At 37.5% G+C, this 17,810-nt stretch carries 16 protein-coding genes; 9 read left to right on the forward strand and 7 right to left on the reverse strand.

The features are described 5' to 3' along the window. Positions 1-223 precede the first annotated feature (223 nt). Positions 224-970, reverse strand: a complete 747-nt coding sequence (locus LBH98_02535; GenBank protein MDR0303634.1) for a sulfite exporter TauE/SafE family protein — start codon at positions 968-970, stop codon at positions 224-226. A gap of 266 nt (positions 971-1,236) precedes the next feature. Here LBH98_02535 and LBH98_02540 point away from each other — a divergent pair, with 266 nt between their 5' ends. The 6 genes from LBH98_02540 to LBH98_02565 all read left to right on the forward strand — a co-directional run bounded on the left by LBH98_02540 (position 1,237) and on the right by LBH98_02565 (position 7,506). Continuing rightward, complete coding sequence (locus tag LBH98_02540; GenBank protein MDR0303635.1) at positions 1,237-3,198, forward strand: hypothetical protein; 1,962 nt, start codon at positions 1,237-1,239, stop codon at positions 3,196-3,198. A gap of 3 nt (positions 3,199-3,201) precedes the next feature. Then, positions 3,202-4,452, forward strand: coding sequence for a hypothetical protein (locus tag LBH98_02545; GenBank protein MDR0303636.1), 1,251 nt, complete (start codon positions 3,202-3,204; stop codon positions 4,450-4,452). Between the two features lie 12 nt (positions 4,453-4,464). Further along, on the forward strand, positions 4,465-5,532 hold the full coding sequence (locus LBH98_02550) for a glycosyltransferase (GenBank protein MDR0303637.1): 1,068 nt from the start codon (positions 4,465-4,467) through the stop codon (positions 5,530-5,532). Beyond that, positions 5,529-5,885 carry a hypothetical protein gene (locus tag LBH98_02555; GenBank protein ID MDR0303638.1) on the forward strand — a complete coding sequence of 119 codons (357 nt, stop codon included), beginning with the start codon at positions 5,529-5,531 and terminating at the stop codon, positions 5,883-5,885. The genes LBH98_02550 and LBH98_02555 overlap by 4 nt, the downstream gene beginning before the upstream one ends. A 95-nt stretch (positions 5,886-5,980) precedes the next feature. Continuing rightward, positions 5,981-6,658: a type II secretion system GspH family protein gene (locus LBH98_02560; GenBank protein MDR0303639.1), complete on the forward strand. Its 678-nt coding sequence runs from the start codon at positions 5,981-5,983 to the stop codon at positions 6,656-6,658. Positions 6,659-6,675: 17 nt separating this feature from the next. Further along, positions 6,676-7,506, forward strand: a complete 831-nt coding sequence (locus LBH98_02565) for a PilW family protein (GenBank protein MDR0303640.1) — start codon at positions 6,676-6,678, stop codon at positions 7,504-7,506. A gap of 4 nt (positions 7,507-7,510) precedes the next feature. On the opposite strand, the gene LBH98_02570 is transcribed toward LBH98_02565, so the two are convergent. The 3 genes from LBH98_02570 to LBH98_02580 form a co-directional block, all read right to left on the reverse strand. Continuing rightward, positions 7,511-8,563 (reverse strand): GGDEF domain-containing protein, encoded by a 1,053-nt coding sequence (locus LBH98_02570; GenBank protein ID MDR0303641.1) that lies wholly within the window; start codon positions 8,561-8,563, stop codon positions 7,511-7,513. A gap of 28 nt (positions 8,564-8,591) precedes the next feature. After that, entirely contained in the window at positions 8,592-9,872 is a 1,281-nt protein-coding gene (gene thiC, locus LBH98_02575; GenBank protein MDR0303642.1) for a phosphomethylpyrimidine synthase ThiC, read from the reverse strand. Between the two features lie 122 nt (positions 9,873-9,994). After that, on the reverse strand, positions 9,995-10,912 hold the full coding sequence (locus LBH98_02580; GenBank protein ID MDR0303643.1) for a hypothetical protein: 918 nt from the start codon (positions 10,910-10,912) through the stop codon (positions 9,995-9,997). 86 nt (positions 10,913-10,998) lie between these two features. Between LBH98_02580 and bioD the strand changes: the two genes are divergently transcribed. Together bioD and bioA are read left to right on the forward strand one after the other, a co-directional pair. After that, a complete protein-coding gene (bioD, locus tag LBH98_02585) occupies positions 10,999-11,736 on the forward strand; it encodes a dethiobiotin synthase (GenBank protein MDR0303644.1) in 738 nt (245 codons plus the stop codon). Positions 11,737-11,751: 15 nt separating this feature from the next. Continuing rightward, entirely contained in the window at positions 11,752-13,020 is a 1,269-nt protein-coding gene (gene bioA, locus LBH98_02590) for an adenosylmethionine--8-amino-7-oxononanoate transaminase (GenBank protein ID MDR0303645.1), read from the forward strand. On the opposite strand, the gene tsaE is transcribed toward bioA, so the two are convergent. The 3 genes from tsaE to LBH98_02605 are packed head-to-tail and all read right to left on the reverse strand — an operon-like array spanning position 13,017 to position 15,791. Then, complete coding sequence (gene tsaE / locus LBH98_02595) at positions 13,017-13,439, reverse strand: tRNA (adenosine(37)-N6)-threonylcarbamoyltransferase complex ATPase subunit type 1 TsaE (protein MDR0303646.1); 423 nt, start codon at positions 13,437-13,439, stop codon at positions 13,017-13,019. The genes bioA and tsaE overlap by 4 nt on opposite strands. After that, complete coding sequence (locus tag LBH98_02600) at positions 13,439-15,010, reverse strand: bifunctional response regulator/alkaline phosphatase family protein (protein ID MDR0303647.1); 1,572 nt, start codon at positions 15,008-15,010, stop codon at positions 13,439-13,441. Before LBH98_02600 ends, tsaE begins: the two co-directional genes overlap by 1 nt. 55 nt (positions 15,011-15,065) lie before the next feature. After that, complete coding sequence (locus LBH98_02605) at positions 15,066-15,791, reverse strand: hypothetical protein (protein ID MDR0303648.1); 726 nt, start codon at positions 15,789-15,791, stop codon at positions 15,066-15,068. 516 nt (positions 15,792-16,307) lie between these two features. Here LBH98_02605 and LBH98_02610 point away from each other — a divergent pair. After that, on the forward strand, positions 16,308-17,804 hold the full coding sequence (locus tag LBH98_02610; protein ID MDR0303649.1) for a B12-binding domain-containing radical SAM protein: 1,497 nt from the start codon (positions 16,308-16,310) through the stop codon (positions 17,802-17,804). The last annotated feature ends 6 nt before the right edge of the window (positions 17,805-17,810 follow it).

Here is a 17,810-nt window from a genome sequence, read left to right on the forward strand (position 1 = left end):
CGGGAATGTCGTTTGAAGATAATACGGAAGAAGAAGCGTTAAGACAAGGCATCGGAGTATTGCGTCCAAGCGGTGAGAATGTTGAAATTCTTGATGAAAATCTGAAAATTTATTGAGATGAAAACAGTAATTTAAGATAATCCGTCATTGCGAGGAGTGTAACGACGAAGCAACCTATAAGCAAATAATGGGTGAAGCGACGACTCTGGATTGCTTCACTGCGCTATTTCACGTCGGTCAAAAACATAAACGCTATGATCGTCAACACAAAAAACATAACGATTTTGATAAATTTCTCGCCCTTTTTTATAGCGAGAACCGAACCGATTTTCGCACCGATTGCGCTTGAAACGGCAAGTACGACCGCACAGTCAAGCAGAATTGAGTTTGTGAAAGCAAAAACGGCGACTGCGGGAATTGTAAAAACTAAAGTATTCGCCATTTTATAAGCGTTGGTCTTCAACAGGTCCATCTTTGCGATATGTTTGAAAACCGCCATTTGAATAAGCCCTACGCCCGTTTGAACAAATCCGCCGTAAATTCCTACCAAAAACATAGAAATCGCCAAAACTAAAGGATTAAGTTCTTTTGTGTTTTTATCGGTTTTATTCGGAATAAAAAGCGAAGCGGCGATAAAAATTACGATAAATCCGAAAATCTTAGCAAAAACTTCGTTGTTTAAATTAACCGAAAACAACGCTCCGGCAATCGCGCCGGGGATCGCCCAAAAACCTATTTTCAACGCCTTTTTTACAGAAATTATCCCGTCTTTAAAAAAAGTATAAGTCGAGGCCGAAGCCGCCGCCAGTACGCCTATTCGATTTGTTCCGTTGGCCGTGGAAATAGGAACGCCGTGAAAAACCATAATCGCAACGGTTAAAATAGTTCCGCCGCCCGCATAAACATTGACGAAACCGGCGAATAATCCGCTTAAAAAAAGAAAAAAAAGAAACATCGGGTCTTGAAACATTGAAATCCCCTGTGATTTCTCGCCGGTAGTAAAAGTAATTTTTTATTATATTTTTTATAGAATATAAAATAGTATTTTACAATGGTATTTTACAGGAAATTCTAACTAACATTTCCGGATTGAAAGGATTATGATTTTCAAAACAATGCGAAAGAACAAAAATATGTGCATTGTGAATCGGGAATTTTTATATTTGTCGTCAAATTCCGCAATTTAATTTCGGCAAGAAGTATTTTATCCGCGATTTAATGTTTTTTGAGGAAAAAATGAATAAATTTTGCAATATTGTTTTTATATCGACTTTATTTTTTGTTTGTTCTTGCTCAAATCTTGACAAAACAAGCGATTTAGGCAAAAATATAGTTCAAAAAAAAGCGCCGGACAATATGGATCCCGGCGTGTATAAAACAATCTTGCTTTCACAAACTGCGGATTCGTATAGAAGCGTTTCGGATGCGCTTTCCGGTTTTCATATATATGACGACTATCTTCAAAACGGCGGGAAACCTCCGTCGCAATGGGCTATTGGAAACTGGGAAAACGAGGAAACGATTCTAAAACTTTCGTATTTTGTAGATCCGTCAGACACTTCTTTAAGGCTGCACCGAATATTGTATGATTTAGCGTGTTCTTCCGCCGTAAATAAAGAATCCATTAGAGCCGATCTCGTTTGGACAAATACTACGGGATATAACTCTTACGATGAAGTCGGCGTCGAAGTCGGAATGCTGCTTAAATACAGCGCTCCATCGACAAAAGTCGATAGCAAAGAACTTTTCCCGTTAAATTTTGTCGCTGTAAATCCGAAAAGTTTAACTAATTCCGTTCCGCTGACAATCGAATCGTATTTGATGAAAGGGAAATGGCCGAAAGCGGGAGACGTAAAGGATTCTGTGACGGATTCCACTATCGTTCATAGATATAGCGCCGATTGGACGAATTTTGTAGATACCATTATAATAGATTCGATTTTTAAGACTACGACAGCCGGTAAAAATTATTCAAAAGCGGAAGTAAACCAAACAACTTTAAGAATGTCAAAAGAAAACGGGCGTAAAACTTGGCAGACGGATACGATTATTTCTTGGAAACATTTTATCGGCACGTTCTTTTATGACTCGGCGGACATCAAAAAAGACGATAATAATACGGACACGAGAATTTCGCAAACGATTACCCTGCTCAAAAAGGATAAGGATGTGTACAGAAATGCGGGGAATATAATTCACACAAGGACGACTGTTAAAGATAACGCGTCCGGCTACGGCGGGTCTGTTTACGACACGATAATTTTTAACATTATCGACACCATGTTTTATAGAACCGATCGCAGCGTTAAAGTTAATAAACACAGCGCTATTGACTGGGACAGCGTTATTTACAACAAAAAGTTTGTAAACGCAAGAGACGACGGCACAGGAAAAATAATCCCGGATACGCTTTTACAAAGCGGAACTTCGTATATATTACCGCTTGATAAAGTTCCAAGTACGCGCGGGCTGAGGGCTGTAGGCGGAAAGAATAATTTGGGCGATTTTATGTACACATACGAACAGCCGGAAGAATCTAAACAATTTAAGGACACGCTCTCAATTTATCTCCGGATTGACAAAAATTCCTGTCAGCAAAACAACGTTTTGCATGTTTCTTCGCCGGCGATAAGGATTTCGTATAAAAAAATTTCGGATACTTCGCGTATATACATAAATATACCGTTCAAAGAAAAAAGCGTAATTTCATATTCACAGGATAATTTAGACGACGCGATTCCCGTAATTTCCGGCGGACTGCAAAGGTTGGCAAAGATTGATTTGAATCTATCCGATTTTTGGAAAGAGATAAATGAAGAACGGTATCTAACCATAGGAGCCGCGAATCTAACGCTTCCTTTGGATTCACGAACCGATTTCCCGTTTCAATACGGCGATTCGATTCCAATATACGTTATTGCTGATACGGCGAATATGACGCCGCAAGAACTATTTTCACTTTCCGGCAAAAGACGTATAAACTCAGCTCACATTAGACGAGATTCCATGTCGATAACAATTCCGCTCGCTTCAACGCTTATGGACTGCCTTTATGATTATAAAATTTACGAAAAGGACGCTCCGCCACACACATATTTATACTTATGGCTTGACGACAGGCGAATGGGAAGAATATATTTCAAACAAGAAAACGCCGTTGATTTTACTTATATATTACAAACAAGAAAAGGCGGATAGAAAATGAAAAAGAAATTTCTGATTTTAATAATCTTTGTAACTTTTTCATTTTCGCAGTCGCTTTTAGGATTTCGTTATCCTACAGGGATTTCTTATCCGTTAAGTACCGCATCCGCTAGAATCGCAGGAGCTGGGGCTGCGATAAAAGAGCCGTATTTTGTCGGTTCGCTCAACCCCGGAAATTTGGGGGCGATAAATCAATCGGTTTATTCTTTAGCGGTGAACGGTAATTATACGCGAGTTTATGAGTATGACGATTATGCGGATTTTTCAAGTTTTTCGCCGACATTTATCGGATTTGCGTTTCCTATGAGAAAAGCGGGCACAATCGGCGTAAGTTTTAAACAGAACGGCTCAAATAAATATTCTTACTCTGAAAATTCTCTTTTAATAAATTCAACTAAAGATACGGTTCCGATTATGCAAACTATAACGTTTGAAAATTATACGACATTTTCCGCATGGGAATTCGGATGGGGCATAGAATTGTTCAAAAAAATTTCAATAGGCGCAACATATCAAATAGGGCAATACAAAAATCGTTTTTGCAGAAGCAACGTGTTCAGAGACGCCAATGTATTTTCAGATGTCGATTCAATATACTACGATCAATTAAATTCCACTATCAGAGGCGGAGTTTTAGGACAATTCGGAAAATTGGGTTTGGGGTTAAGCGTAACATGTCCGGTCGCCGCAGATTTAAATTTTCATAGAACAATAAAAAGATTACAATATGTAAGCGGCGATTATAATGAAACGAGCGCACATGATAAAGCCGTTTTTGATACGACTTATCAAACACACTTTCCGGCGTCAGGCATTTTTGGCGTATCTTGGATTTTCAGCGAAAAACTCAAATTAGCGGCCGATGCGTCTATGACTTTCTGGAATACATATAAAACAGACGCTTGGCAGCTTTCGGATGAAACAAATTTGTTGTCAAACGCTTTCGCTATTTGTGCGGGAACGGAATTTATACCGCAGCCCAATTTGTTGTCTCCGCGTTATTTTCAAAAAGTAAGATACAGCGGCGGGTTAGCATTTCGTCAACTTCCGATAAAAGGCGATATGGAATCTTCTGTTTCGCTTGGAATGGGACTTCCGCTCGGCAGCAAAGGAATTTTGGATTTTTCCGTTGAAACCGGAATACGAAGAAGCGATATTGAAAAAAACATAAGAGAAAATTTTGTACGAATTAATTTCGGAATGAGCGGCGGTCAACAGTGGAAAAAAACAAACAATAACGTTTATTGATCCTTATTGATTATGAAAATAATTTTTACGCCGCTTAACCGCTCGGAAAACGCATATATCGACATAATGAAATCCGCTTATGAAATTGCCGGAGAATGTGAAATTGTTCATTTGCGCGGTATAAAAAACCTGTTTTGTGCGAAATTTATCGTCTTGAATTGGTATGAAAATATAACACCCTCAAAATTACTCACAAAAAAAATTTTTTGGTTTTCGCTTCGCTTTCTGACAATAGTTATTTTACGTCTCAACAGGGTAAAAATTATTTGGACGCTTCATAACAAAGAGCCGCATGGCGGACGTTTTGCCGGATTGTCGAAACTTATGATGAAAATTTTGGCGAACAAGTCGGATTTCATAATAATTCATTCGCAAAGCAGCCGACAAGTCGTGGAATATTTAACAAAAAACAATAATTTATCTCCAAAAACAGTATATGTTCCGCTTCCGAATTACTGTGGTCATTACGGAGAGATGCCTAAGAATTTGCAACTCGGCGATGAAAGATTGCAAATTTTATTCTTGGGCGGTATTCGAGAATATAAAAACGTCGATATTTTAATTGAAGTTGCAAAAAAATTAAATTTTAAAAATTTGCACCTGAAAATTATTGGAAAATGCAGTAAAAATTATTTTGAAGAATTGGAAAATTTAACGAAAGACACGGCTAATATTTTCATAAAAAACGAGTTTGTTCCCGATAATTTAATTCCAGAGTATATTTCAAGATGCCATGTTTTAGCCGCGCCTTACGATACAAAAACAATGTTAAATTCTGGAACGGCGATACTTGCGTTTTCATATAAGAGAACGATAGTTTCGCCTGCGATCGGAACGCTTGAAGACATAAAAGATAAATCTCTTTTCTTTGATTATTCGTATTCTTCTCGGGAAGAACACATTGAAAAATTATCGCAGGTTATTTCAAAAATTTATTACGAATACGAGGGGAAATATAACGATTTGCTGAAAATTGGAGAAAGGTGTTTTAGTCTGGTCAAAAAAAATAACGGCATTGAAGAAATCGTGCAAATACTGAAAGAGAAAGTGTTTGAAAAAATTGAAGAGGAGAAAAAATGAAAAAGAAATTACTTATTTTTGCAGCGTCTTTGATTATTTGTGTTTTCGGAACGATCCTGCTTTGGCTTACTTGCGGCAATTCAAATGATTTACGTGATTTGAGCGATTATTTTTTCTTATCGGGGGTGTTATTTTTACTCATTGGGATGATAATCGCGCTTGCGGCGACTTCGCGGCGGCACTATTACCGCCACGTTAAAGACAAATTAAAAGGAAAAGTTGAAACGGATTCCGCTTTTGAAAAAAAAGCGAAAGAGCGCAAAAATCGAATGTGGATTGGAATTTTTATAGCTTTAACGGGAATTGTCGCCGTTGCCGCAAGCGGATATATTGCCGCAAGAATTGGGTATTGAACATGAATTTTTAATCAAAATAAATTAATTCTTAATTATTTTATTGGGAATAATGTATATTAATAGTATAATGTCCATTGACGGAGAATCGGTTTATGAAAATAAAAAATGAAAAACGTGGTTTTACGCTATTGGAATTGATGATTGTGGTAACAATAATCGGAATATTGTCGACAACGGTTACCATAAGCATAAAAGACTATGTTCTTGAAAAAAAGGGCGAAGAAAAAGTAGTCGCTTTTTATAATCAATTGAAACTTATAAAAAGTTTTGCGTTGCGGGACAATGTTAGATATTTGGTAAAATTAAATCCCCATCCCGAAACCGCTTTTCAAATTTTCAAAGATGTTAAACCTTCAAACTATGAATGCGATCCTGATGAAGAAGCGACTTTATTCCCGGAACAAAACGATATCGCTAAAACGATTAAAATCGGTAAACCCGACGGGATGAGCGATTTTGATAATGCGGCGGCGTACGTTTCTTTTGACGTAAATGACGATATAAACGGCGATTGGAAGCAAGATTCTAATGTCGATAAGAATGAGAATAATACTATCGAAAAAAATGGAATTTTTACACCAGGAACATCGACAACTGTTACCAATAGCTTAATAATCTTTAAAAACGATGAAATCGGCTCAATAAATAAAGGACTTATTTATCTAAAAAATAATTCAATAAAAAGAATAGGTTACGCCATAGTTCGCCCAGAACACGATAATAACATAAGATTGTTTAAATGGAACGGCAACCGTTGGCTTGAATTGTAATATTCGGAGGAAATTTTATGAAAACTAAAAATAAAAAAAATACCGGAACTACGCTTGTCGAACTGATGATTTACATGATTGTCTCGTTGATTGTTATTACCGCAGCGTTTAAAGTTATCTCAAGAGCGACAACCGGCTATTTACATGGAAGATCTGTTGCAAAAGCGCAATACGGCGCCAGAGATTGCCTGACCGCTATGTCAAGAGATATCGCATCTATGGGGTACAAGGCGTATTTTGAATATGACGGCGATAAGCCGAATCGTAATATTGACAGCGTAGGCTATACAAGAACGGATTCGGTTGTCGGATTCGGCAGGCATACTATGACTGGAAACTCCGCCGCGTTCTTTTTTTATGACGGTGAAAACACAAAAAGCGATACGCTTGAATTTTTTAGAATAAGGACGAATGAAAAAGGTGAAAGAATCGCTAGAGAAAGAGTTAAATATTATCTTGACGAAGACAATAACGTTATAATTCGTGAACTATGGACAATGAGGCAAACCGCTAGCCACTTAATTTTCGGCGAATGGGGAATTCCGGATACTACATATATGGCGTCAAACATTGTCGCGTTGAATTTCAGGTTTAGCGAAAACGGCGACGACCTGTGGATTTCAAAATTTGATAACGCAAATCCGGTTACCGGTACGATAGTCAAAAGAAATAATGTTCGCAACGTTGAAATCGCCCTGCTCGTAAAAGGGCAAAAAAAAGGAAAAGGGATATACGGTCAAACGGAATATATTATAGGAGACAGGGTTCATAATACGTCTGACAACGAATTTATTCATCGTTTATACCGCCAAGTCGTAGAAATCCCAAACAATGCAAGAGGAAATTGACTTTTTACTGAAGATTTTGACTGGCGGATATAATCATTTCGTTTAAAGTCACGTGCTGTTTTCCATCTTTTTTAGCAAAATCAACAGACTCAATTCCCTCTTGAACTGAAACACCGGTTAATTTATCGTCAAGCGTAAAGATTTCTTTTTCTATACTCAATTTTATTTCTTGGGCGATATTTTTCGTTTCTTCTTGCGTCGTATTAAATAAAAACATACAAAATTCCTTTCCGCTTGAGCGAACTATTAAATCAAGCGAGCTTTTAGTATTATGTTTAAGAATTTTTACGCATTTTATAAGGAAAGAATCGCCGATTTGGTATCCGTATTTATCGTTAATTTCTTTGAAGTTATGAATATCGATAATTAATATTGATAACGGCAATTTATCTTCGACCGCTTGTTTCCAAAGTTCTTCCGCGTAGATTTGAAATCCTCGTCGATTAAAAAGTCCCGTAAGCGAATCAATTTGCCCAAACGCTTTCAGTTCTCTAACAAATTCATGATGTAATCTGTTTCTTGAAATCGTATAAACAAAAATAAGGATACAATTCGTTACATATACAGCTAAATATCTAAACGAAACTTCATGCGGATACTCATGGCCAAAATTCGGAATAAAGCATATTGATAACATTGATACGAATACAATCGAACAAAATATTATCGCCGCTTCTATTCCGGCCAAAACCGAAATAGAAGGAATGCAAAGTACCCATAATCCTTGAAACAGCCCGCTTCCTCCGGCATAAAACATCGAAACGAAAATCGAAAAAAGCGGAACTAAGACAAGTAACGTCGGGAAAAACATTCCGGGGCTTCTACTCATTAAAATAAAACTTACGATAAAAGGCAAAGTAATCCCAAATAAACGGAACAAATATTCCGATACAATTCCTGTTTCTTTATAAGTATATGAAGAAAATGAAATCGTCATTATTATACCTAGAAAAATCGTTGTTTTTAGCACTGCGCGGCGAAGATTCTTATCCGCCAACCCCACTACTTCAGAATGACCAAACGCGCTTTCATACAATAATTTCGTTGTTCTGCTCATATTTGCCTCTCTTTTGTTAAATTACGTTTTATTCTATTTTACTCGACCTTTTCATCGCGCAAAATTCTCCGCACATTGAACAAACATCGCTGTTTTCACCGCTTAATTCCATTGATTCCCTATAACTGCGCGCCTTTTCTTTGTCAATGCTCAACTCGTAAACTTTTTCCCAATTCAATTCCTTTTTCGCTTTGGAAATCGCGTTATCTCTTGCAACGGCGTCCGGTCTTCCTTTTGCCAGATCCGCCGCATGGGCGGCGATAACCGAGGCGATAACTCCTTCTTTTACGTCTTGCAAAGACGGCAGCCGCAAATGTTCCGAAGGAGTAAGATAACACAAAAAATCCGCACCCGCAAGTCCTGCAAGCGCTCCGCCGATTGCGCCGGAAATATGGTCGTATCCCAAAGAAATATCGGTTACAAGCGGTCCCAAAACATAAAAAGGCGCGTTTCTGCAAAGACGCTTCTGAATTTGAATGTTACTGACAACCTGATTAAGCGGAACGTGTCCCGGTCCTTCGACGAAAACTCCTACGCCTTTATCCCTTGCACGATCTACTAATTCGCCCAAAATTGATAATTCCTCAATCTGTACTCTGTCCGTAGAGTCGGCGGTCGCACCCGGACGAAACGCGTCTCCCAAAGAAATCGCAACATCGTACTCTTTGAGGATATCAAGCAATCGGTCGTATTGTTCGTAGAGCGGACTTTCTTTTCTGTTGTAATGAATCCATTCCATAATTATAGTACCGCCCCGCGACGTCGCACCGGCAAGCCGCTTTACTTCGTGAAACCTGTTTACCGTCTGTTTGGTCACTCCACAGTGAATCGTCAAAAAATCCACGCCTTGCCGACAATGGTCACGGATTGTTTCAAACATATCGTCGGCGGTTAAGTCCAGAACGGATTTTCTTGCTTCTTTTGCTTGAAAAACCATTTCGTAAAGCGGAACCGTACCAACTACGGCAGGACATTCTTTTATAAGCTTTGTGCGCATTTCTTTTAAATTGCCCGCCGTTGACAAATCCATTATCGCGTCCGCTCCGTATTTCACAGAAATCCGCATCTTTTCCAACTCTTTCTCAATATCTGTTTGTGAAGAGGACATTCCTATGTTCGCATTGATTTTTATTTTTGTTTCCTCACCCAAAACGAGCGGCTTTATGTTTCTTAATTTATTTTTGACGACAACAATACTTCCGTCGGCAATCTTTTTTATTATCGCTTTGACATCAATATTCTCTTGTGCGGCAACGATTTTGAGTTCGTCGGAAATTAAATTTTTTCTTGCCTGTTCAATTCTTGTCATTTAACCCTGCTTTTGTACGAAAGTTTTCAGAAAATATAATACTTTCCAGACGAAATATGCGGAACAAAATCCTCTTTTTTTATTAAGATGTAAAAATGTGATTTATCGCCTTACAACCCGTTTTACAAAACTGAGTAATTTTTAAATGAAACATCAGGAATAAAATTATTATTTTGCAATTTGTTTTCTCCAAACAGTGCGGTTTTAAATCCCAACTCGTTTGCTTGAACCAAATCCTCGATATTTTGAGAAACAAATAAAGTATTTTGCGGAAGAATTTGTAGATCATAAAGCGTGTCGAACAATTTTTGATGTAAAACGCCGCTCTGTTTTGTCATTTTAAAATCGTAAGAGAAAAAACACAAATCGTTGTCAAATAAATCCTTGTAATCGTCGCAAACTTCGTCTTCACGAAGATAAAGCGACAATTCCATAGTAGTATAAAATTGCGTATTTGCTAAAAGCCCCAATTTAACTCCTTTTCTTTTCAATTCAAAAAGTCTGTTTGCACAATTTTCAAAAATCGACGAACGTCCAAAAGAATAAAAATGGAAAAAATACGCTATGCATTTTGCAAAATCTTCACGCTCGCCTATGATGTATTTGCCTATTTCGTAGCCGTTTCGACACAGAATAGACAGTATAAGATTCCAAATCTCGAAAACCTGCGGTTCGTAAAACTTTTTTTTGTTTACCTCGCCTCTCTCACTTAACATCAACAAAAGTCCTGTGTAAAAATTTGCAAGAGTAATATTCGGCGGCAATGTATTATCTATTTTTTTTAACGTTTTTGTAAATCCGAATTCCTGAGCGGTCTTCAAGAAAACATTTAACTGGTACTCGTTTTTTTCATCTTTTAGCCGAGAAATTGTAGGACAATAGTTTATTATAGTTCCGTAAATATCAAAAATCGCAGCTTCTATATTTTTTAATTTTTCTATATTATTTTTATGCGGCATAGTATAAGGCGTATTGCCTTGTAAGATAATTTTCGGCTCTTTTTTATGCAATTCTGTTGCGTATTCCGCTACTATTGACACTAATTTATTCCTTTCCGAGTGATTTTGAAACTAAATCTACTAAATTCCATATGCGATAAACTATTTTTATAAAGAAAGGCGATTTTATGAGAAAAAAATTTGTGATTATTGCCCCAGACACCGATTGTGCAAAAACGATTACGACAAGCGGACTTTTAACATCTGCGATAAATAAAAAAATCAGATCGATTGCATCAAAACCCATACAAACCGGCTGTAGTGACAGGCGTTCCAAAGATTTGGACTTTGCTTTCAGTACGGCAAAATTGAACGTCTTAACAGAAATTTACGAAAAATTGGTTTTGTGCAAACTAAAAACTCCATCCTCTCCGCTCCTTGCGTCTCAATTGGAAAATATCAGTATTGATTGGGACGAAATTGTAAAAAAAATTATAGAAGTTTCAAATGATTACGATTTGTTTTTTATTGAAACCGCCGGCGGAATTTATACCCCGATTACGTGCGGCAATTTAGGTTTACAAAAATCTTTCATATATAAGTATGGAACAAATGCGGATTTTGCGAAGGCGCTAAAATGTCCGGTGTTATTATCGATCCCTAATCGTGTCGGAGCAATTTCTTTGGGGGTTATGACTGTAAACTGCGCAAAAGAACACGGATTACAAATCGCCGGAGCAATTTTTTCACAGACTGTGGAGCCAAAAACAGAAACGGATATTGCAATATTGAGAGACAATGTCGAAACATTTCAATATATGACAGGCGTAAAAGTTTTGGCAAACGTTCCTTTTATAAAAAATATTGAGAATAAATCGCTTGCGATTTATTTTGATTACGCTATTGATTTTTTGATTAACATGTGATATGTTTGAGGATTTATGATAGATTTGCAATTTGATAAAAAGCATTTATGGCATCCTTATGCGCCGGCGATAAATTCAGCGAAAGTTTATCCGGTTTTGTCGGCGAATGGCTGCAAAATATATTTGGATACGGGCGAGGAGTTGGTTGACGGAGTTGGATCTTGGTGGTCGGCCATTCACGGATATTCACACCCTATACTTGTCGATGCGCTATCAAATCAGGCAAAAAAAATGAGCCATGTTATGTTTGGAGGACTGACGCATTCACCGGCGATTGAGCTCGGGAAAAAACTTCTTGAACTTCTTGGAAAGAATTTTTCACATGTATTTTTTGCAGACGGCGGCTCGGTGGCTGTAGAAATTGCAATGAAAACGGCGATTCAATATCAGTGCAACAAAAATTTGTATAAAAAAACAAAATTTCTTTCTTTTAAAAACGCATATCACGGCGATACGGGGCTGGCTATGTCGGTTTGCGATACTACGGACGGAATGCACTCGACTTTTATTAACGTAATACAAAAGCAAATTTTTGCGCCTGCGCCGCCGCTTGGATTTAGTGCGGAAATCACTGACGACGACTTTTTGCCAATATTAAAAATCGTTCAAAAAAAACATCGGGAAATTGCCGCCGTAATCATTGAACCTATTGTACAATGTGCGGGTGGAATGAGAATTTATTCACCGAAATTTCTAAAAAAAATCCGTGAATTGTGCGATGAATACAACCTGATTTTAATATGTGACGAAATTGCAACCGGATTTGGAAGAACCGGTGTAATGTTCGCTGTTGAACACGCAGACATTACACCGGACATAATTTGCGTCGGCAAAGCGCTTACCGGCGGGACAATGACGCTTGCGGCTATGGTTACGACCTCAAAAGTCGCTCAGACCGTATGTAAAAATAATATGCCGCTTATGCATGGACCGACGTTTATGGCAAACCCCTTAGCCTGTACTGTTTCAAGAGCGAATTTGGACTTATTGACAAGTTGGGATTGGCAGGAAAAAGTGAAAAATATAGAAAATTATTTGAACGAAAATCTTAAAAGTTTATCAAACAATCTCAACGTTGCCGACGTAAGAGTTTTAGGCGCAATGGGAGCGATTGAAATGAAAGAAAAAATAGATGTCTCTAAATTTCAAAACGACTGTATTTCACGGGGTGCGTGGATTAGACCTTTGGGAAAGGTAGCATACGTTATGCCGTCTTTTGTTATATCTTACGAAGAGTTAAAAACTCTTACGGATGCATTGAAATTTGCAGTTTTGCAAAGTTAAAACAGAATTGACGATTCGATTTTTCGCGAGTTTTCTGAAATAGCGCTAAAGTTTACCGTTTCACAATTTTCTCCTAAAACGTTTTTAAACATTTGCGCCCATTCGACAAAAACAACCGAATTTTCATTTAAATATTCATCAAATCCTATTTCAATAAATTCTTCGGCGTTTTTTATTCTGTAAAAATCGAAATGATGTATGGTAAAATTTTTTGTTTCGTATGAATTAACTATTGAGAAAGTGGGGCTCAATACGGAAATTTCAGGATTTAATTCTGACAAAACTCCTCGAATAAACTCGGTTTTTCCGCAACCGACATTACCGTTCAGTGCAAAAATCTGTCCTTTTTTGAGCGATTTAGCTAATTTTTTGCCAAAATTTCTGGTATCGGATACTGAATCGCTTATTATTTCAAACATTACAAAATTTCTGCATTTTCGTTTTGTTTAGTGCGAAATATGGCGAAAGGAACTATTGATTCTTCAAGCGATACGCCGCCGCGTTCAAAAAAATACAACTGTTTTTTCATATTGTCGTAGTAACTTCCGTGTCCTGTAAAGCAGTAATTCCCACGCAAAACGTTGAAAGATGTGTTTTCATTTTTGGAAGGCAAACCGTACTCTGCAGGGTTGGCGACATAGTATCCTGTACGCGTATCGCTAAACATAAATTCTCCGCTTCTAAACCGCATATTCGAATATCCGCTGTGTTTTCCGTAGTGATCGGCGGACGACGAACATAAAATATTACCGGCGCTGGAAGTTAAGGCGACTGTAATGTTATTTTCGCACATGAGTTTTAATAATTTATAAAAGTCGGATTTTTCAAACCACATTGATGTCATGTCTCTAAATGCTTTACCGCTTGAAATCATATCCCGCATAATTTTATTCTGCTTGTTCAACGAAATCAAATCAAGAAAATCTGCAAAAATTATACTGAAATTATTTTCTTTTAACATTCGCGAAACAATGTCCTCACAACTTGTATTGTCTTTCAGAATATTGTAAAACGAAACATTTTTTTCGCAATTCAATCTCTTCAACCCGAACCTTGCCGTCTCTTCCCATACGTTGGAATTGCTTGAAAGCGCTTCCCATAAATCAGGACGCTGGGAAGCAAAATCTTTCGGCAGAAGCCCTGTTAAAAGTGAGGAAAGCGCATGTGGAAGCGTCGTAGGAACTGTCGATAAATAAAAGCATATCTCGGAACACCGAAATATTTTTCTCAAAAACCTTTGAATGACAACGAATTGACAAAGTTGTAAAGAGTCAAAAATTACTAATGCAAATTTTTCGTCTTTTTTAATTTCCGGCAAAATATGTTTTTCAAGAAGTTCATTTGCAATCACAGGTTTACCGTCCACATGTGGATTTATTAACCAGCCCGGATAATTCTGCATCAAAAAATCCGCAAATTTTTCATTCGCTTCAATTTTTTGCGTATAATGCTTTTGTCGTAACGTTTCATCTTCTATCTCTTGAGTATCCAATTCCATTTTTACAATCTGTTGATAAATTTTTACCCATTCCTTGTATGTAACATCGCTTTGTAATTTCGCTCTTATTTCGGAATAGTTTTTTACAAATGCATTTTTCACCTGATTTGACAATATTTCTTGAGAACCCAGCAATTTTTTGCAAACCGTCAGTATTTGACTCGGATTTACCGGTTTTGTCAAGTATCCGTCGATTTTTTTTCCTATCGCCCGTTCCATCACGTCCTCTTCTTCGCTTTTCGTGACCATAACGACCGGCAAATCGGGTAAAAATTCTTTAATTTCGTTCAAAACCGAAAGCCCGTCCTTTCCGGGCATCTGTTCGTCAAGTAAAACAATATCGTACAAATTGTGATTTTTGTGCAACGCCGATAAGCCGTCATAACCACTGTATAAAGGAGTTACACTGTAACCGCGCGCCTCTAAAAACATAATGTGAGCTCGAAAAAATTCAATCTCGTCGTCAATCCATAAAATATTTTTTCTCTGCATAGCGTAATCCTTCCGCTTGCAAAATAATCAATTGCAAAACGATTTTGCAAATATTTTAAGCAGATTTGTCATTTTTGGCGGACATTTGCCGAATTTCCCGCGTTTGGCTAATTTCAAAACCGTTTGCCGTGCCATACCGTTCAATATTATCCGCTTTTTTATCATTGTTCGATGCGTTTGCATCTTTTGTTTCATGTTTTTTATCGTCATAGGACGAATATACATCTTCTACTTCGCAGTTTTGAGTTGGGTATTCGAATTCGGCTTCGGATTTTTCATTCTTTTCCCTGTCTATTTCGTATTCGTTTGGAATTTTACCGTATCTGTCCGATTTTACAAAGTCGATAAATTCGCTCAACATCGCCGCGGCTCTCACATCAATCCATTGAATATCGCCATATTTGTTTGAAGAGGCACTTTTCATTTCAGCCGCGAACTGCGACATTTTCATTATATGAACCATTCGCGCTTCGTCTTTCGTTTTACAATTTTCAAGCGCTTTGCGATATTCTTCGCGCTCTTTTTGAATTTTCAACGCTTTCTCATACATACTTGGCGCATTATTTCTTAAATATTCCATATCGTCGGAAGATAATTTTCTTCCCTGTTTCAGTTTTGATAAAATACTTTCTAGCCTTACGGTTTTATAGTTATCGTTGTTTTGTTTCATAAATATCGAAAAATATTTTTCTTTTTCTCCAAGCATTCGTCGCTGCGCCTGACTTTGCTTGGACAGCATGGAAACGTAACCGCTTATGCTGGTTATCCCGTTGATATTCATAGTAAATCCTCCCGTTATAAATATCGGTAAAAACGGGACGTACTTTATAGCGTGTTCCCGCTAATTACAGTATCAATCGCCATAGCAAAAAAGATAAAGCCCGAAAATACACAATCCAACTTATCGTAGCGCGTAAAAATCTTGCGAAATCGTTTCAAGCCCCCAAAATATTTTTCGTTTGAACGGGCTGTTGACTCGCATCGTCATCAATTTAGTAGAAAAGCTGATGATATAGTTTCATTTTCTTCTACTGATGTTGAAATTACACTATTTGATAATTCTCAAGATGCACATAATGTCAATAAGTTGAATTCAAAAAGCCAAGAATAATCGGCTTTTTAGAAATTTATTATTAGAGGCAGGATTTTTTCTGCCTCTTTTTTATTTGCGGCGGATAGTATTTTCTAAAAAATAGATTAATTAAAGTGAGGAGAAAACGCAAAACTTTTTGTTCTTAACTTATCTTGAACACATATTATTAACTATCGCTATTATCACTGAAACCGTCGCTGCTATGTGTCTGAAATCAAGCGGGCGGCTTACAAAATTGTTACCGTCGATATTTGTAATAAAATGAAAAAAAATATTCTTTTTTATCCACGGGGTTACGATAATTCGATCCAAAAAATTCGAATAAACGAATTAACCGGACTTATGCCGCCGTTAGGACTTGCTTCAATTGCCGCCGTTATCAGGCAAAAAGGGCATGAAATTCAATTGATTGACGCATGTGCGCATCTGAAAGTTACAAATTCTCAGTGGGCTGAAAAACTTGCCGCCGCCAAACCTGATTTTGTGGGATTTAGTGCGACAACGCCATCGTTCAACGACGCTTACGACGTTTGTAAAAAACTTAAAGAAATTGCACCGGAAATAAAAACCGTTTTCGGTGGAATTCATGTTTCGGCTCTTAAAGAAAGGATTTTACAAAATTATTCTGCGATAGATTTTATCGTTGTCGGCGAGGGTGAGTTTGCCTTTTGCGATATTATCGACAGCAAAAAAACAGAAGAAATACCGGGAGTTTTTTCACGAATAGACAAAAGTATCGTAGGCGGTAAGCCGCAGTCGGCGAAAACTCTTTGCAATATGGACGATTTGCCGTTTCCGGCATACGATTTAATTGATGGGTTTCCAAAAAAATATAATATGGCTCTTTTCAGTTATCCGCAGTTTCCTACAGCTAATATAATCAGTTCACGCGGCTGTGTTTATCATTGCAGTTTTTGTGACCGTTCGGTTTATAAAACAAGCTTTCGTTGGAATTCGCCGGAATATACTTGTGATTTGGTTAAATATCTTTCGCAAAATTTTGGGATAAAACACATTATGTTCTACGATGATTTATTTACGCTTAACCGCGAAAGAGTTAGCAAATTATGTAAATTATTAAGAACAAAAACTCCAAAAATTACATTCAACTGCATCGTGCGTATAGGACACATTGACAAAGAATTAATTGCAGAATTGAAATCAGCCGGCTGTTGGATGGTTCATTGCGGAATTGAATCAGGAGATCAGGAAACATTAAATAAACACAAAGAAAATTTATCGCTTGAACAAATTAGAAACGACGTTGAAATGCTTCACAAGTCTGGATTGTGGGTCAAAGGCTTATTTATGATGGGTTTCCCGTCTGAAACGGAAGAGTCGTTTCGTAAAACAATTGATTTTGCCGTTTCTCTTCCACTCAAAGATGCGAATTTAACGTCATTTACTCCGTATCCGGGCGCTCCGGTTTACTGCGAAATTGAAGAACACGGCGAATTTGACAAATCTCCGAGAAATTGGAATAATTGCGACTGCGTAATGCCCGTTTTTGTGCCTTACACAATGAAATCCAAAGAGAAAATGAGTGAGTTGTACGGCGAATTTATACGAAAATTTTACAACCGTCCGTTCGCTTACGGAGTGTATAACAAAATGTTTATTCAATGCCCGCATAGTTATTGGCGGCTGCTAAAAAATTTGCCGATTTACCTTAAATATGCCACACAAATGAAATTTAGATGAATGGAA

Source organism: Chitinispirillales bacterium, from assembly GCA_031254455.1.
Lineage (GTDB): Bacteria > Fibrobacterota > Chitinivibrionia > Chitinivibrionales > Chitinivibrionaceae > WRFX01.

Coding starts and splice junctions, on each gene's coding strand:
- LBH98_02535 (MDR0303634.1), bottom strand. CDS start 970: ATGTTTCAAGACCCGATGTTTCTTTTTTTTCTTTTTTTAAGCGGATTA.
- LBH98_02540 (MDR0303635.1), top strand. CDS start 1,237: ATGAATAAATTTTGCAATATTGTTTTTATATCGACTTTATTTTTTGTT.
- LBH98_02545 (MDR0303636.1), top strand. CDS start 3,202: ATGAAAAAGAAATTTCTGATTTTAATAATCTTTGTAACTTTTTCATTT.
- LBH98_02550 (MDR0303637.1), top strand. CDS start 4,465: ATGAAAATAATTTTTACGCCGCTTAACCGCTCGGAAAACGCATATATC.
- LBH98_02555 (MDR0303638.1), top strand. CDS start 5,529: ATGAAAAAGAAATTACTTATTTTTGCAGCGTCTTTGATTATTTGTGTT.
- LBH98_02560 (MDR0303639.1), top strand. CDS start 5,981: ATGAAAATAAAAAATGAAAAACGTGGTTTTACGCTATTGGAATTGATG.
- LBH98_02565 (MDR0303640.1), top strand. CDS start 6,676: ATGAAAACTAAAAATAAAAAAAATACCGGAACTACGCTTGTCGAACTG.
- LBH98_02570 (MDR0303641.1), bottom strand. CDS start 8,563: ATGAGCAGAACAACGAAATTATTGTATGAAAGCGCGTTTGGTCATTCT.
- thiC (MDR0303642.1), bottom strand. CDS start 9,872: ATGACAAGAATTGAACAGGCAAGAAAAAATTTAATTTCCGACGAACTC.
- bioD (MDR0303644.1), top strand. CDS start 10,999: ATGAGAAAAAAATTTGTGATTATTGCCCCAGACACCGATTGTGCAAAA.
- bioA (MDR0303645.1), top strand. CDS start 11,752: ATGATAGATTTGCAATTTGATAAAAAGCATTTATGGCATCCTTATGCG.
- tsaE (MDR0303646.1), bottom strand. CDS start 13,439: ATGTTTGAAATAATAAGCGATTCAGTATCCGATACCAGAAATTTTGGC.
- LBH98_02600 (MDR0303647.1), bottom strand. CDS start 15,010: ATGCAGAGAAAAAATATTTTATGGATTGACGACGAGATTGAATTTTTT.
- LBH98_02605 (MDR0303648.1), bottom strand. CDS start 15,791: ATGAATATCAACGGGATAACCAGCATAAGCGGTTACGTTTCCATGCTG.